Source organism: Saccharothrix algeriensis, assembly GCF_016907655.1.
Taxonomy (GTDB): Bacteria; Actinomycetota; Actinomycetes; order Mycobacteriales; family Pseudonocardiaceae; genus Actinosynnema; species Actinosynnema algeriense.
On the sequence record NZ_JAFBCL010000001.1, the window covers coordinates 2729586 to 2745236 of the forward strand.

General features: G+C 75.0%; 14 protein-coding genes. 4 read left to right on the plus strand and 10 right to left on the minus strand.

What is annotated here, in order from left to right; all coding sequences use genetic code 11:
• Positions 1-225 precede the first annotated feature (225 nt).
• From JOE68_RS12260 to JOE68_RS12270, 3 genes are all read right to left on the minus strand, one after another.
• Complete coding sequence (locus tag JOE68_RS12260) at positions 226-531, minus strand: hypothetical protein (protein ID WP_204842483.1); 306 nt, start codon at positions 529-531, stop codon at positions 226-228.
• Positions 515-760 (minus strand): DUF397 domain-containing protein, encoded by a 246-nt coding sequence (locus JOE68_RS12265; RefSeq protein ID WP_204842484.1) that lies wholly within the window; start codon positions 758-760, stop codon positions 515-517. Before JOE68_RS12265 ends, JOE68_RS12260 begins: the two co-directional genes overlap by 17 nt.
• A gap of 131 nt (positions 761-891) precedes the next feature.
• Complete coding sequence (locus tag JOE68_RS12270; protein WP_204842485.1) at positions 892-1776, minus strand: Sco1979 family transcriptional regulator; 885 nt, start codon at positions 1774-1776, stop codon at positions 892-894.
• 222 nt (positions 1777-1998) lie between these two features.
• Between JOE68_RS12270 and JOE68_RS12275 the strand changes: the two genes are divergently transcribed.
• Positions 1999-2832: an SAM-dependent methyltransferase gene (locus tag JOE68_RS12275; protein WP_204842486.1), complete on the plus strand. Its 834-nt coding sequence runs from the start codon at positions 1999-2001 to the stop codon at positions 2830-2832.
• 103 nt (positions 2833-2935) lie between these two features.
• Here JOE68_RS12275 and JOE68_RS12280 read toward each other — a convergent pair whose 3' ends face one another.
• The 3 genes from JOE68_RS12280 to JOE68_RS31805 are packed head-to-tail and all read right to left on the minus strand — an operon-like array spanning position 2936 to position 5081.
• Positions 2936-3781 carry an alpha/beta fold hydrolase gene (locus JOE68_RS12280; RefSeq protein ID WP_204842487.1) on the minus strand — a complete coding sequence of 282 codons (846 nt, stop codon included), beginning with the start codon at positions 3779-3781 and terminating at the stop codon, positions 2936-2938.
• Positions 3778-4494 (minus strand): SRPBCC family protein, encoded by a 717-nt coding sequence (locus JOE68_RS31800; protein WP_204842488.1) that lies wholly within the window; start codon positions 4492-4494, stop codon positions 3778-3780. The genes JOE68_RS12280 and JOE68_RS31800 overlap by 4 nt, the downstream gene beginning before the upstream one ends.
• A complete protein-coding gene (locus JOE68_RS31805; protein WP_204842489.1) occupies positions 4494-5081 on the minus strand; it encodes an ArsR/SmtB family transcription factor in 588 nt (195 codons plus the stop codon). The genes JOE68_RS31800 and JOE68_RS31805 overlap by 1 nt, the downstream gene beginning before the upstream one ends.
• A 150-nt stretch (positions 5082-5231) precedes the next feature.
• On the opposite strand from JOE68_RS31805, the gene JOE68_RS12295 reads away from it, so the two are divergent.
• The gene (locus JOE68_RS12295) at positions 5232-5954 is read left to right on the plus strand and encodes a DUF2306 domain-containing protein (RefSeq protein WP_204842490.1); all 723 of its coding nucleotides are present in this window, start codon (positions 5232-5234) and stop codon (positions 5952-5954) included.
• Here the strand turns inward: JOE68_RS12295 and JOE68_RS12300 are convergent.
• From JOE68_RS12300 to JOE68_RS12310, 3 genes are all read right to left on the minus strand, one after another.
• Positions 5924-6418, minus strand: a complete 495-nt coding sequence (locus JOE68_RS12300) for a methylated-DNA--[protein]-cysteine S-methyltransferase (protein ID WP_204846061.1) — start codon at positions 6416-6418, stop codon at positions 5924-5926. The two genes, JOE68_RS12295 and JOE68_RS12300, sit on opposite strands and share 31 nt — an antisense overlap.
• Before the next feature lie 11 nt (positions 6419-6429).
• Complete coding sequence (locus JOE68_RS12305; protein WP_204842491.1) at positions 6430-7887, minus strand: AlkA N-terminal domain-containing protein; 1458 nt, start codon at positions 7885-7887, stop codon at positions 6430-6432.
• A gap of 112 nt (positions 7888-7999) precedes the next feature.
• Entirely contained in the window at positions 8000-8194 is a 195-nt protein-coding gene (locus tag JOE68_RS12310; protein ID WP_204842492.1) for a hypothetical protein, read from the minus strand.
• A gap of 293 nt (positions 8195-8487) precedes the next feature.
• Here JOE68_RS12310 and JOE68_RS12315 point away from each other — a divergent pair, with 293 nt between their 5' ends.
• Together JOE68_RS12315 and JOE68_RS12320 are read left to right on the plus strand one after the other, a co-directional pair.
• Positions 8488-12540 carry an nSTAND1 domain-containing NTPase gene (locus JOE68_RS12315; RefSeq protein WP_204842493.1) on the plus strand — a complete coding sequence of 1351 codons (4053 nt, stop codon included), beginning with the start codon at positions 8488-8490 and terminating at the stop codon, positions 12538-12540.
• Positions 12541-12737: 197 nt separating this feature from the next.
• Entirely contained in the window at positions 12738-13250 is a 513-nt protein-coding gene (locus JOE68_RS12320) for a DUF2165 domain-containing protein (protein WP_204842494.1), read from the plus strand.
• Between the two features lie 12 nt (positions 13251-13262).
• On the opposite strand, the gene JOE68_RS12325 is transcribed toward JOE68_RS12320, so the two are convergent.
• Positions 13263-15644: a helix-turn-helix transcriptional regulator gene (locus JOE68_RS12325; RefSeq protein WP_204842495.1), complete on the minus strand. Its 2382-nt coding sequence runs from the start codon at positions 15642-15644 to the stop codon at positions 13263-13265.
• Between the last annotated feature and the right edge of the window lie 7 nt (positions 15645-15651).

Genomic DNA, 15651 nt, shown 5'->3' on the forward strand with positions numbered 1-15651 from the left:
GCCTGTGGACAACCGCCGCGAGGGCGCCCGGCCGCCCACCGGCGTAGGGGTTGGGCGGCGCGGAGGTCAGATGCGGCTGACCTCCGCGCCACCGGCGACGAACACGGAGTTCCGCTCGAGCGTCACGGAACCGGCAAGGGCGCGGAGCCGGTTCCCGCTGCGTCTCCAGGTCAGGTTCGTCGATGAGGGGGCGCGCCCCCTCCCCGCCCACCCGGGCGGGCAGCCTCAGCAGAGCCGGTCGTCGGGCAGTTCGAGCAGCTCGTCCAGCACGCTCGTCGCCGACCCGTGCCGGCGCCACGAGAACCGGCTCGGCGCCAGCACGTTCATCTCGTCCGCGGGCATCCGCACGGCCACCACGTCGTCCTCGGTGTGCAGGCGAACCACGTCGATCACCGCGTCGTGGGCGCGCACGCCGACCACCGCGGCCAGCTCGCCGCGCGCGTCGCGCGGGTGCAGGAACTGGAAGCCGCGCTCGATCAGCTGCCGCAGCTGGAAGGTCGTGCGGAAGGTCTGGTCAGTCGACGAGGTCATCGAACTCCCCGCCCCGGACGCCGGCCGCGAAAGCCTCGATCCCCGCTCGCGCGTAGACGAGGGCGGGGCCGTCCGGGAATCGGGAGTTGCGCACCGCGACGGCGCCGCCGTCGAGGCAGGCCAGTTCCACGCAGTTGCCCACAGCACCGCTGCGGGCGCTCTTGCGCCAGGTCGCATCCGGCAATTCGGCCGCGGACATGCCGTTGCGGGCCACGATGGCCATCGACATCACCAATCCACTCGCGACGGGGGGGTGCATCTGCACGTGCATCCGGCTGTGCACGGACGGTAGCACTCCGTGTTCCACTGGTAAATGCACGTGCAGATGCAGAGTCGCAATCTCCCCCGGACGGAGGAGCCCTACAGGTCCGCTCGGATTTTCATGAGCATCTGTCGACTTCTGTCGGGCGTCTCCGCGTCGACCGTCAATCGGTCGAAAACGCGGCTGTAGATTTCCAATTCCTCCAGTTTGTCCAGGTAGAGCGCGCCCGCCAGGTGTTCCAGGTACACGATGTCCGGCAGGTCCGGCTCACCGAACCGCAGCATCGTGAACGGTCCTTCCGCCGCGTAACCGCTCAACTGGTAAGGAACGATCTGCAGGGTGATGGGCGCGACCTTGGTCACGGAGAGCAAGTGGTCGATCTGGTCCAGCAGCACCTTCCGCCCGCCGATGGGCCGGTGCAGCACCGACTCGTCGACGACCGCCCACAGCCTCGGCGCGCCCGACCGGAACATGATCTTCTGCCGCCGCATCCGCAGCTTCACCCGCCGCTCGACCGGCGGACCGGCCAGCTCGGGCCGGCCGTGGCTCGCGATCGCCATCGCGTACTCCTCGGTCTGGAGCAGACCGGGCACGAACTGCGTCTCGTAGGTCAGGATCCGGGTCGCCGCCTCCTCCAGGCCGACGTAGTCCTGGAACCAGTCCGGCATCAGGTCGGTGTAGCGGTGCCACCAGCCCGGCTCGTTCGACCGCCGGACCATCGACAGGAACTTGTCCCGCGCGTCCGCGTCGGTCATCCCGTACATCGTCAGCAGGTCCGAGACGTCGCGCTCCTTCAGCCCGACGCGGCCCAGCTCCATCCGGCTGATCTTCGACTCGGAGCCGCGGATCGCGTACCCCGCGTCCGCCCGGGTGATCTCGACCGCCTCGCGCAGCCGGCGCAACTGCGAGCCGAGCACGATCCGGAGCGCGGTGGGACCGCTTTCCCGCTCGACCGGCGAACCTCCCGGGTCAACAGTCGTCATCGCTGATCCTCCCGGCAGTTCTCACTCGTGCGACGCCCCTCCACCCGAACAGCGGTTGTGCCCGAACGGGGCGAACTCGCATCGTCACCGAACGTACACCCTCGATCTCCGTCCATCCGCCGCGCACCTTCCGCTCACGCGTTAGAGCCATGCGCTTACGCTGAGTGGAGCACGATGTGGTGCGCAGCCACCGCCCCCCTGATCCCCATTGCGAGGTCATCCATGCCGAGCACGTCCTCGGGCATCACCGCACCGATCTACATCGACACCACCAAGGCCAGCATCGCCAGGGTCTACGACGCCTTCCTCAACGGCAAGGACAACTACGAGATCGACCGGGAAGTGCTGCGCCGCGTGCAGCAGGTCGCGCCGGAGGCCGCGACGCTGGCCGTGGACAACCGGTCCTTCCTCATCCGCGCCACCCGGTTCGTCGCCGGGCAGACCGGCATCACCCAGTTCCTCGACTGCGGCTCCGGCCTGCCCACCGCCGAGAACACCCACCAGGTGGCGCAGCGGATCCAGCCGGACTCGCGGGTCGTCTACGTCGACAACGACCCCGTGGTGCTGGCGCACGGCCGCGCGCTGCTGGAGGAGAACGACCGGACGCACTTCTCCGCGGCCGACATCTTCAAGCCCCGGGAAGTCCTGCGGGACGAGGTGGTGCGCAAGCACCTCGACTTCGACGAGCCGATCGCGCTGTTCCAGCTCGGCACCCTGCACCACTACAACGGCGAGTCGCCCACCACGGCCGAGATCATGGCCGAGTACGTCGAGGCGCTGCCGTCCGGTTCGTACGTGGCGATCAGCCACTTCCTCGACCCCGGGACCGAGGAGCACTCGGCGATCGCGCGGCGCATGGAGGAGACCTTCCTGCACTCCCCCATGGGCTCGGGCAGGTTCGCCACCCGCGCCGAGCTGCTGGCCCTGTTCGACGGCCTGGAGCTGGTCGAGCCCGGTCTGGTGATCTGCGCCGACTGGTGGCCGGACGGCCCGCGCCTGCGGAAGCTCGACGCGGTGTCGCACTGCATCGCGGGAGCGATCGCGCGCAAGCCGTAGCGGGCGCCGCGAGCGGGCGGCGACCACGCGTCGAGCGCCGTGCCATGTGCGGATGGCACGGCGCTTCTCGTCGCGGTGGGTCCCGGCGGACCGGGACGGCGCCTCAGCGGCGGAAGAACTCGACGAGCACGGGCGCGGTCACCGCCGGCTTGACCAGGTGGGTCTGTCCACTGAGGACTTTCAGCTCCGCGTCGGGCAGCGCGCGGGCCAGGCTCGCCTGCGCGTTGCGCAGGTACTCCGGGCTCTTGCCGCCGGCGATGACCAGGCCGGGCGCCTTCGCGCCGGCCCAGCGGTCGGCGGACGGCTGCCGGCCGTGCTGGAACTCGCCCACCAGCGCGAGGTCGTGCGGCAGGGTGTGCGCGACCGACTTCAGCTTCCGCCACGGCGGCAGGAGCCGCATCAGCAGCGTGAAGACCTTCGGCGTGCCCACGTAGTCCATGAACAGCTTCACCGCGTCGCCGCGCCGCCCCTCGGCCACCGCCCGGTCCACCCGCGCCGGGAAGTCGGCGGCCATCGGCCGGTGCGTGCCGTCGACGATCATCGGCGACTCGTAGACGGCGAACCGGTCGACGGCGACGCCCCGGTGCACGGCCTCGGCGACCAGCGTGCCGCCCGACGACATGCCGAACAGGTGCGCCCGGCCACCCGCCCGCCCGATCAGCGCGGCGATGTCCTCGACCTCGCGCTGCACGTCGTACGGCCCGCCGCCGCCGCTCCCGCCCCGCCCCCGGCGGTCGTAGGTCCAGACCGTGAAGTGCGGCGCCAGCGCCTCGGCCAACCGCTCGGCCGGGCCGAAGCCGCGGTGGCACAGCGCTCCGTCCACGATGATCAGTGCCGGCCCGGAACCCCTTGCGCTGCAAGCGATCCTCGTGCCGTCCTCGGACGTGACCACGGCCGTCCCCACCGCTGCGCCGGCCTTCGGCGCGCTGCTCGGCTGCGACTTCGTCATGCCAGTTCCCCCATCCACGCGGACCACGTGGTCTCGTCCCGGTCGTCGTCGGCGAAAACGGCGTGCATTGCGACCAAGGCGCCGGCGAACCCCTGGAAGAACCGGTACAGGGCGTCGGGGGTGCGAATGCCGATCGTCTGCGCGTTGGCGTAGTAGACGACGCCCGCCAGGCCGTCGACGTCCACCGCGTCGCCCGGCCGCGGCGCCCGGTCGAGCCCGAGCCGGCGGTGCAGCGCGGCCCACAGGGCGGGCCAGTCGGCCACCGCGGGGCCGAACGCGGTCACCGGCCTGGCGGTGCGCCCGGCGAAGTGCCGCAGGTACTCGACCAGCGTGCGCCGGAACATCGCGCCGCCCGCCACCATGGCCTCGAACTCGTCCTGCCAGTCGTCGCCGGGCAGGAAGCCGCTGGTCACCACGCGCACCACGGTGCTGCCCCGGTCGCGGCCCCCGATCAGGAACTCGTAGGCCACGAACCGGCCGTCGGGCCCCTTCTCGCCGCCGTACGCGAGGTGCTTGCCGGGCTCCCACGCCGTGATGCCGTGCCGGGGCCGGTAGCCGCCGAACGCGCCCCTGACCGCTTCGCCGGGCTCGACCTCGTTGTTGCCCATGAACCACGAGTCGATGCCGGGGCCGGTCGCGATGGCCTCCCAGACCTGCTCGGTCGTCACGCCTTCCAGCATGACCTCGTCGACCTCTTCGAACGCGTGCCCCATCAGGACTCCTTCGGGATGCTGGGGTGGACCGCGACGACGACGCGGTGCGCGCGCCCGCCCTCGGCGGTCTCGTCGTGGTACTTGGCGACCAGGTCGGTCACGGTGGCGGCCAGCTCCTCGGCGAACGCCGCGCGGTCCCGCGCGGTCGCGAACCTGACCTCGCCGTCGAGGGCGAAGGTGGCGACCCGCTTGCCGGCCTTGGCGCCGCCGGTGACCAGGTTGCCGACGTCGCGCACCAGCCGCGCGGCGACGGCCAGCAGCCACCGGGCGGACAACCGGTCCGGCGCCCGCGCCGGGTCGGGCTGCACGGCGGCCAGCGCCACCGGCGAGATGACGTAGGACGCCGCGGTGGCCCGCATGACCCGCTCGGTCATGTTGCCCTTGCGGCGCTCCTCGGCCAGCTCGACCAGCCCGTGCCGCTCCAGCGCGCGCAGGTGGTAGTTGACCTTCTGCCGGGGCAGCCCCACCTTGGCCGCCAGCGTGGTCGCCGAGCCCGGCTCGGCCAGTTCGGCCAGCAGCCGCGCCCGCACCGGGTCCAGCGAGACTTCGGCTGTCGCCGCGTCCTCGATCACCGCCACATCAAGCATGGGACAACCCTCGCACCGACAACTGGAATTGTCAAGACAACTAGATTTTTCGGAGACGCCGGTCCGGGCGCACCGGGCGCGCCCCCGCCCGCACCGCGCCGTCAGCGCTTCGTGCGCGGCCGGTCAGCGCCCGCCGCCAGAGTTCACCGCATGGTGGAGACACAGGTCAGGGTGAGCTGGTGGCGGCGGCCGTGGGTGCTGCCGCTGGGGGTGCTGGTGCTGGCGTTCGTGGCGTTCTCGCTGCCGCCGTACCTGACGCTGGACAGCGCGCAGTCGCGCGTCCCGCAGCCGGCGGGCCACGCGTGGCACTACCCCGTGCTGGCGGCGCACGTCGTCTTCGGGTCGATCGCGATGCTCACGTGCGTGCTGCAGATCTGGCCGGCCTTCCGGCGCAAGCACCCGCACTGGCACCGCCGGGCGGGCCGGGTCTACGTGTTCGGCGGTGTGCTGCCGGGCGGTGTGCTGGCGGTGGCGGTGGGCGCGGTCAGCCCGTTCGGCCCGGCGCTGCAGTTCAGCAACGTGCTCATGGGCCTGCTGTGGCTGGCGTTCACCGTCGCCGGGTACCGGGCGGGGCGGCGCAAGCGGTACGCCGAGCACCGGCGGTGGATGCTGCGCAGCAGCGCGCTGACGCTGTCGGTGATCACCAACCGGTTCTGGGCGGTGGGGCTGGGCCTGACCCTGCCCGCGCAGCTGGACACGACGTTCGGCGGCAGCGAGGTGGCGCTGACCCAGACCGTCGCCGGCACCTCGGCCTGGATGGGCTGGGTCGTGCCGCTGCTGCTGGTGGAGTGGTGGCTGGAGCGGGGCGACGCCCGCAAGCGCCGCACCCGCCGCGCGCAGCGTCAGGTGGACAGGACCGAGGTCGGCGTCTGAGCCTCGAAGTCCAGCAGCTGCCGCTTGCGGTCGACGCCGCCGCCGTAGCCGGTCAGGCCGCCGGTCGACCCGACGACCCGGTGGCACGGCACGATGATCCCGACCGGGTTGCGCCCGTTGGCCGCGCCGACCGCCCGCGCGGCGGCCGGCCGGCCCAGCGCCGCCGCCAGCTCGCCGTAGGACACCGTCCGCCCGTACGGGACGGTGAGCAGCGCGGACCACACCGCCCGCTGGAACGGCGTGCCGCGCAGGTCCAGCGGCAGGTCGAACACCGTCCGGCGGCGCGCGAAGTACTCCTCGAGCTGCTCGACGACCTCGCCGAACGGCCCGGCGTCGGCCGGGCCGAAGCTCTCCTGGGCCGGCCGGTGGCGCTGGTCGGTCATGTAGAGCCCGGACAGCACCCCGTCCGTGGCCACCAGCGTCAACGGGCCGACGGGGCTGTCGACCTCGGTGTGCGCCCGCACGGCGACCCCCTTCACGCGGGCAGCCGGTTGACCGCGTGGTCACCGGTGGCCCAGAGGTGTTGGACGGCGTAGGCCCGCCAGGGGCGCCACACCCGCGCGCGCCGCACCAGCGCGCCGGGGGTGTCGGGCAGCCCCAGGGCCCGCGCGGCGGCCCGGACGCCCAGGTCGCCGGGCAGGAACGCGTCCGGGTCGCCGAGCGCCCGCATCGCGATCACCTCGACGGTCCACGGGCCGAACCCGGGCAGCGCCGCCAGGTCCGCCCGCGCCTTGGCCCAGTCCGCGCCCACGCCCAGGTCGAGCGAGCCGGACGCCAGCGCGCCCACCAGCGCCGCCAGCGCCGCCTTCCGCGACTGCGGCAGGGCCAGCGCGGACGGGTCCAGCTCGACCAGCTCGGCGGGGGTGGGGAACAGGTGGGTCAGGCCGTGGTCGGTGATCGGCGTGCCGGCCGCCGCCACCAGCCGCCCCGCGTGCGTGCGCGCGGCGGCCGTCGAGACCTGCTGCCCCAGCACGGCCCGCACCGCGAACTCGGCGGCGTCCACGGTCCCCGGCACGCGGCGGCCGGGGTCCTTGTCCACCAGCGGTCTCAGCTCCGGGTCGGCGCGCAGCCGCTCGTCCACCGCCGTCGGGTCGGCGTCCAGGTCCAGCATCCGCCGGCACCGCGCGATGGCGATCGACAGGTCGCGCAGGTCGGTCAGCGCCAGCCGGCACGCCACGTGGTCGGGCTGCGGCCTCAGCGCGACCACGGCGTGCCCGTGCGGCAGCCGCAGCGTCCGCCGGTACGCGCCGTCCCGCCACTCCTCCACGCCCGGCACGGCCGTCGCGGCCAGGTGCCCGAACAGGTTGTCCGGGCACAGCGGCGCGCGGAACGGCAGGCGCAGCGACAGCACGCCGGGCGTGTCCGCCACCGCGCCGCGGCGCGACCGCAGGTCGGTGGGCGCCAGCGCGAACACCGACCGCACGGTCTCGTTGAACGCCCGGATGCTGGCGAACCCGGCGGCCATCGCCACGTCGGCCATCGGCAGCGAGGTGGTCTCGATCAGCAGCCGGGCGGTCTGGGCGCGCTGGGCGCGGGCCAGCGCGAGCGGTCCCGCGCCCAGCTCGGCCAGCAGCCGGCGCTCGACCTGCCGCACGCTGTAGCCCAGCCGCGCGGCCAGCCCCGGAACGCCTTCGCGGTCCACCACGCCGTCGGCGATCAACCGCATCGCCTTCGCGACCGAATCCGCGCGGTGGTCCCACAGCGGGGAACCGGGGCTGGCGTCGGGCCGGCACCTCTTGCAAGCGCGGAACCCCGCTTGCTGCGCCGCCGCCGCGCTCGGGTAGAACCGCATGTTCTCGGCCTTGGGCGGCGCCACCGGACAACTCGGGCGGCAATAGATGCGGGTGGTCAGCACCGCCGTGAAGAACCACCCGTCGAACCGCGCGTCCTTGGACCGCACGGCTCGAACACAACGTTCCGCGTCTTCGTGCACACCACCCAGCATCGGTCAACACCGGTCCTCGGGCCGGCAGGAACGCGACGTCGACGTCGACGCGACACGCCCGGCCGGTCGCACCACGCTGTGCGCGCCCCACATCGGGCGGTCACCGGTCCCGGGCGTGCAGCGGGCCCGCGAGCCGGGCGAGCAGCGCCAGCCCCACCTCCGCCCGGTCCCGGGCGTGCGCGTCGAGCACGGTCAGCAGGATCGGGCAGACCGGCGCCGGGCCGGAGCCGCCGTGATCCTCACGGAACGTGATCGCCGCCCGGTGACCCGAGCCCGGCTCAACCGCGGCCGGCATGGCAGGTCGCCGCGCCGTTCCACCGGCCGGGCCGGTTCGGTGCGCACCGCTGAGAAGACCCCCAGGACCCCTCAGCGGCGAACGGTCCACCACTGGTGGTAGTTGCTTGCGAAACCACTTCGACCGGTCCCTTCGCAGAACCCGAGACGTCCGCGCCAACGTCCCGGCCAGCTTGGCAGCGCCAGTCGTTAGGGTGGACTGGCCAAGGCCGCACCGGTCCACAAACGACCTGTTCACGCGCTCAAACCCGGTTTTCCGGTCCGGAACACCGGACCCTAGGAGGTCAGCCGCGGATGGCTGGTTCTGGTCAGGGGTCGGGGCCCCGCGCCGTCTTCGCGGAGCGGTTCGCGCTGCTGTACGCCGAGGCGGGCGACCCGCCCCTGAAGCGGGTGACCGAGTCGGTCGGCCGGGCCCGGCGCACCGACGAGCGGGGCCGCCCGATCCGGGCCACCGCCCAGCGGGTCAGCGACTGGCGGCGGGGGCGCAACGTGCCAGCCCGCTTCTCGGCACTGTCGGTAGTCCTCGAGGTGCTCATCGGCGAGGCGCGCAAGACCCGGCCCCAGCCGCCGGCCGGCGGCCTGTACGACCTGGGCGCGTGGCGCGAGCTGTGGGAGGAGGCCCTCGCCAGCCCCGCGACCGCGCCCCAGGACGAGGAGCCGCCCAGCTCCGACGAAATCGGCGTGTGCCCTTATCGGGGGTTGGCCGCTTTCCAGCCCGAGGATTCCTCGTGGTTCTTCGGCCGGGAGCGCAGCACCGCCGCCCTGGTCTCCCGGCTGGGCGCGACGGCGGAGTCCGGCGGAATCGTCATGCTGGTCGGCGCCTCGGGCGCCGGCAAATCGTCGCTGCTGCGCGCCGGGGTCATTCCGGCGATTCGGCGCGGCGCCCTCGCGGTGCCCGGTTCGGAGCACTGGCCGGCCGTCGTGCTGACCCCCGGCGGCGACCCGGTGAAAGAACTCGTGCGGCAGGTCCCGGAATTGTCCGACGTCCTCGACCTGGCGGTGCGCGCGGAGGCCGAACCCGCGGACGGGCCCGATCCGGAGACGCTGCTGGGGCAGGCCGTGGTCGGCGTGCACCGGTTCGCGGCGCGGATCCGGGCCGCGGTCACCACCCACGCCGCCCGCGGCGGCGGCGAGCGCGTGGTCCTCGTCGTCGACCAGTTCGAGGAGGCGTTCACGCTGTGCGGCGACGAGGACCTGGTGCGGGTGTTCGTGCAGGCCCTGCACGTGGCGTGCACGCCGGCGTTCCCGGGCGGCCCGGTGCCCGCGCTGGTCGTGCTGGGCGTCCGGGCCGACTTCTACGGCCGGTGCCTGGCGATCCCGGAACTGGCCGAGGCGCTGCAGGAGCGCCAGATGGTGCTGGGCCCGATGACGTCGGCCGAGCTGCGCGAAGCCGTGTCCCGGCCGGCCAGGGCCGCCGGCCTGCAGCTGGAGCCGGGGCTGATCGAGCTGATGCTGCGCGACCTGGGCGTGCGCGGCGGGCGCGGGCAGGGGCGGGCGGGCCGGGGCGCGTACGACGCGGGCGCGCTGCCGCTGCTCTCGCACGCCCTGCTGGCCACCTGGCAGCGCCGGGCGGCGGGCAAGCTCACCATCGCCGGCTACCGGGCGGCGGGCGGCATCCAGGGCGCGGTCGCCGCCACCGCCGAGCGGGCCTGGGCCGACCTCGCGCCGCAGGCGCAGCTCGCCGCCCGCCCGCTGCTGCTGCGCCTGGTGCGGGTCGGCGAGGACACCCAGGACACCCGCCGCCGCTCCACCCGGCACGAGCTGGTCGACCAGGCCGCGAACCGGGCCGCGGGCGAGGAGGCGCTGGAGGTGCTGGCCCGCGCCCGGCTGGTGACGCTCGACTCGGGCTCGGTGGAGATCACGCACGAGGCGCTGCTCCAGGCGTGGCCCCGGCTGCGCAGCTGGATCGACCAGGACCGCGAGGGCCAGCTGCTGCGGCAGCGCCTGGAGGAGGACGCGGGGACGTGGGCCCACCAGGACCGCGACCCGTCCCTGCTCTACCGGGGCGCGCGGCTGGAGACGGCGCGGCACTGGGCCGACGCCGCGGGGCCGGGCGGCCTGACCGCGGTGGGGCGGGACTTCCTCGCCGTGTCGATGCAGCACCGCAGGCGCGCGCTGTGGGGCAGGCGCAGCGCGGTGGCGGTCGTGGTGGTCCTGGCGGTCATCGCGGTCACCGCCGCCGTGCTGGCCGTGCGGCAGCGCGACGACGCGGTGTTCCGGCAGGTCGTCGCGGAGGCCGACCGGCTGCAGGAGACCGACGCCTCGCTGTCCGCCCAGCTCGGCCTGGTCGCGCAGCGGATGCGCCCGGGGGACAAGGAGTTCTACACCCGCATCCTGTCCACCCAGGGCACGCCGCTGGCCACCCCGCTCGTCGGGCACGAGGGCGCGGTCTACCTGGCGTCGTTCTCCGGCGACGGCAACACCCTGGCCACCGCGTCCTACGACTCGACCGTGCGGCTGTGGGACCTGCGCGACCGCGACGACCCCAAGCCGCTGGGCCCGCCGCTGCGCGGGCACAGGAGCTGGGTCAGCTCGGCGGTGTTCAGCCCGGACAGCCGGACCCTGGCCACGGCGGGCGACGACGGCAAGGTCCGGCTGTGGGACGTGAGCGACCCCGGCCGGCCGCGCGCGCTGGGCCAGCCGCTGGCCGGCAACAACGGCACCATCTACCTGGTCGCGTTCACCCCGGACAGCCGCACGCTGGTCACCGCCAACGAGGACCACACGGCGCGGCTGTGGGACGTCGCCGACCCCGCCGCGCCCCAGCCGCTCGGCGAGCCGCTGGGCCTGCACACCGGGCAGGTGCGCTCGGTCGCGTTCAGCCCGGACGGCAGGCTGCTCGCGGTCGGCGGCGACGACCGGACCGTGGTCCTGTGGAACGTGGCCGACCGCACCCGGCCCCAGCCGGTGGGCAGCCCGCTGACCGGCTTCGACGGCACCGTGCGCTCGGTGGCGTTCAGCCCGGACAGCCGGGTGCTGGCCACCGGCAGCGAGGACCGGACCGTCCGCCTGTGGGACGTGGCGGACCCGGCCGCGGCCACCCCGCTGGGGCTCCCGCTGGCCGACCACAACGGCGCGGTGTGGTCGGTGGCGTTCAACCGGGACGGGCGGGTGCTCGCGTCGGCGGGCGCGGACGGCGCCGCGCGGCTGTGGAACGTCACCGACCCGGCCCACCCGCTGGCCATCGGCCAGCCGCTGACCGGCCGCAACGGGACGGTCTACACCGTGGCGTTCAGCCCGGACGGCTACCGGCTGGCCACCGGCAGCCAGGACACCGCGGTGCGGCTGTGGTCCCTGCCGGGCACCGTCCTGGTCGGCCACTCGGCGCGCACCGCGGGCCCGGTGCTCACCCCGGACGGCAAGCGGCTGGTCACCGGTGGCCGCGACCGGGTGATCCGGGTGTGGGACCTGGCCGACCCGCACCACCCGCGCAGCGCGCTGCAGACCACGATCGCCGACGACGCCGGCGTGTGGGGCCTGGCGCTCAGCGAGGACGGCAGGACGCTGGCCGGTGTCAGCGACAAGGTGCTGCAGCTGTGGGACCTGTCCGACCCCGGGCGGATCCACCCGCTGGGGCCGCCGGTCGGGCTGGACACCCGGTACAACGCGCCGGTCGCGTTCAGCCCCGACGGCGCCGTGCTGGTGACCGGGTCGCGGGACGACTCGGTGCAGCTGTGGGACGTCCGGGACCGGACCGCGCCGCGGCGGCTGGGCAAGCCGCTGGTCGGGCACAGCGGCTACGTGCACTTCGCGGCGTTCACCCCGGACGGCCGCAGCCTGATCACCGGCAGCGCCGACCAGACCGTGCGGCTGTGGAACGTCACCGACCCGTCGGCGGCGCAGCCGCTGGGCCAGCCGCTGACCGGCCACGCGGGCCCCGTGCGGGCGGGCGCGATCAGCCGGGACGGCCGGACCCTGGCCACGGCGGGCGACGACAAGACCATCCGCCTGTGGGACCTGGCGGCGCCGACCAGGGTCCGGCAGCTCGGCGCGCCGGTGACCGGGCACGTGGAGGCGGTCGCGGCGGTCGCCTTCAGCCCCGACGGGAAGACCCTGGCCAGCGGCGGCGACGACCGGGCGATCCGCCTGTGGGACGTGCACGACCCGCTGCGGCCGGAAGCCCTGGGGCACGCGCTGACCGGCCACAACTCGGGGCTGCAGGGCATCCGGTTCACGCCGGACGGGCGGATGGTCGCGTCCACGAGCACGGACAGCACCGTCCGCCTGTGGGACCTCGACCAGCAGCGGACGGTCACCCGGATCTGCGCGAAGACGAAGGGCGTGCTGTCGGAGGAGGTGTGGCGCAAGCACCTGCCGCAGCTCGACTACCGGCCGCCCTGCCCGTGACACCCGCCCGCGGCGCCCGCCCGTCACGCCCGCCCGCGACGCCCGCCCGTGACACCCGCCCGCGGCGCCCGCCCGCGACCCCGCCGCCTGGGGCCGGTGCGGACCCCGAACCCGCGTCGGGCCGGGACCGTACGCGGCGGGGCCGTCGGGCACTCGTCGCCGTGGACTCGCCGCGGTTCGTGAGTAGGTTTCCCACCATGCGTCTACTCGATCGGGTGGGGAGTCCGCAGGCGGCGGTCGCGGTGCTCACGGCGATCAGCGCCGGCTACCTGGTTCTCGTCGTGCTGGGCAACATCACCGACTACGGGACCAACCACGCGTTCGTCCGGCACGTGCTCGCGATGGACACCACGTTCCGGTCGCCGGGCACGGCGTACCGCGCGATCACCAACCCGACCGCCGTGACCGCCGCCTACGTGCTGATCATCGCGTGGGAGGCGGCCACCGCGCTCGTGCTGTCCGCCGCGCTGGTCGCATGGGTGCGCGGGAAGGCCGCGGCGAGGCGGTTGTCGTCGCTGGGGTGGGTCATGCAGGCGCTGCTGTTCGGCGGCGGGTTCGTCGTCATCGGCGGCGAGTGGTTCCAGATGTGGCAGTCGCAGGACTGGAACGGGCTCGCGGCGGCGTACCGGAACCTCGCGGTCGCCGTCCTCGGCCTGGTCCTGCTCCACTCGTCCACGCGCCCCGGGGACCGGCCCGACGCCGAGCGCTGACCGGCGCGGGTCCTACCCGTCCTCCCGGGTCGCCAGGGTCCGGCGGAGCTGGTCCAGCAGCTCCGCCCGGCTCGCGCAGCCCAGCCGCTGCCGCATCCGGGCCACGTGGTGCTCCACCGTCTTCGCCGAGATGAACAGCCGGTCGCCGACCTGCTTGTAGGTCATCCCGGCGACGACCAGCTCGGCCACCTCGCGCTCCCGGTCGCTGAGCCTGCCCGCCGCCGCCACCGGTTCGGCGGCGGGCTTGCGGCCCGCGGCGGCCGGCCGGCCCTGCAGCAGCCGCGCGCAGTCCAGCAGCCGCACCATCGCCTGCCGGTCGGAGGTCCGGATCGCCGCCTGACCGGCCAGGCGCGCCGCGTCCCACCACTGCCCGGCCGCGTGCAGCCCGCGCGCCGCCGCCTCGACCCGGTCCGCGTCGACCTCGCCCGCCAGGACGTCCAGCCAGCTCTCCGCCGCCGTCGAGATCGCGGCGGCGTACCGGCTCCGGTCGCGGCAGGACGCCAGCGCCGCCGCGTGCTCCTCGGCCTCGGCCGCCTCCTCGGCGGTGATCGCCGCGTGCAGCCCGCTCCAGTGCAGCGGGACGGCCCACAGCGGCGGGTCGCCCAGCCGCCGCAGCAGGTCCCGGGCCGCCGCCAGGTGCGGCGCCAGGCGCTGCTGGTCGCGCAGCCGCGCCGCCGCCGCCGCGAACTCGCCCAGCGGCAGGAACGTGTAGAGGTCCACCGGGTGCCGCAGCACGGCCTCGCACGCCTGCTCCCAGGTCCGCTTCAACGTCGCCAGGTCGCTGGTGCGCCGCGCGATCCCCACCTCCAGCGCCACCGCGAAGACCCAGTCGCGCGGCTCCAGCGGGCGGCCCGCCTTCCGCAGCGCCACGAGGGTTTCCCGCGCTCGCCCGAGGTCGCCGCGCACCATCGCGACCCACGCCCGCAGCAGCCGGTGCCGCACCGCCATCAGCGCACCGCCCAGCGACGTCGACAGGGCCCGCTCCAGCACCGACTCCGCCACCGGCAGCTCACCGCCGTGCAGCGCCACCAGCGCCGCCAGCGCGGCCGGCGAGTCGGGCAGCAGCAGGGCCCGCCCGGCGGGTTCGAGCAGGCCGGTGGCGCTGACCAGGGTGGACAGCGCGGTGGTGGGCGAGCCGGTGACGGACTCCAGCACGCCGTGCGCCATCAGCGAAGCGCCGCCGTCGAGCATGGTCGGCGGCGCGTCGGGCAGCGTCCCGGCCGGCAGCCGCCCGGTGCCGACCCGGCCGACCACCGCGAACGCCGCGGACGTCGCGCTCGGCGACCACCGGTGCAGCTCGGTGCTGCGCGCCAGCTGGCCCCGGTGCGCCAGCGCGATCGCGGCGACCTCCGCCGCCGCGCCGCGGTGCTCGGCGTCGCCGCCGGAGAGCACCTGGTCGGCCAGCCGCAGCGCCGCGTCCAGGTCGCCCGACATGGCCGACGCCGCCGCCCGGCGGACGGCCAGCGAGGCGGTGGGCGTGCCGACGGCGGCGAGCAGCCGCGCCGACAGCGCGGGGTCGGTCGGCAGCGCTTCCCGCGCCGCCGCCTGGAAGGCGGCCGACACCGCGGGCCCGCCGGCGCCCGTGCCCAGCAGGGGCCGCACCAGCTCCAGCACCGGGCCGCCGGACCGCAGCTGCAGCTCCGCCAGCCGCTGCCGCACGGCGATCCGCCGGTCGGTCCGGATCAGCGCGGCCACCGCGGTCCGCACGACCGGCGGCAGCGTCCCGTCCGCGGCCGGCAGCCCGGTCGCCCGGCCGGCCTCGATCACCTCGCCGACGGCGTCGACGTCCCGGTCCAGCAGCGCCGCCAGCAGGTCCAGCCGCAGCGCCGCACCCGCCTCGGCGGCGAGCAGGTACTTCTGCACGTCCGGCTCCAGCCAGTCCAGGTCGGCCCGGAACGACGCGATCACCTCGGGGGGCACCTCCGGCGAGGTCAGCCCGGCCAGCCGCGCCACGAACCGGGGCACTCCCCCGGTCTGGTGGTGCACGAAGTCGGCCACCGCCCGCCCGGCCGGCGGCAGCACGGCCCGCACCTGCTCGCGCGTGAACGCCGAGGGCATCAGCGGCGGGCGCACCCGCCCCAGCGACTCCGCCAGCGCGGCCAGCGCCCGCGACCGGGGCCACGGCCGGTACGCGACGACGACGGTGCTCCCGCCCCGCTCGACCAGGGAGCGCAGGGCCAGCAGCTCGGCGTCGCCCAGCAGGTGGGCGTCGTCCACGACGGTGGCCTCGACGCCCGCGTCCCGGCAGGCGCGCTCGACCTCCCGCAGCACCGTCGTCTTGCCGTACCCGCCGGGCGCCAGGACGCCCAGCCGCAGCGCGGCGTCCGGTGCGGCGGCGATGCCCGCCAGCACCTGGCGGGTCGCGGCGTCCAGCAGCGGGCGGTCCGTGGTCATGCGCAGG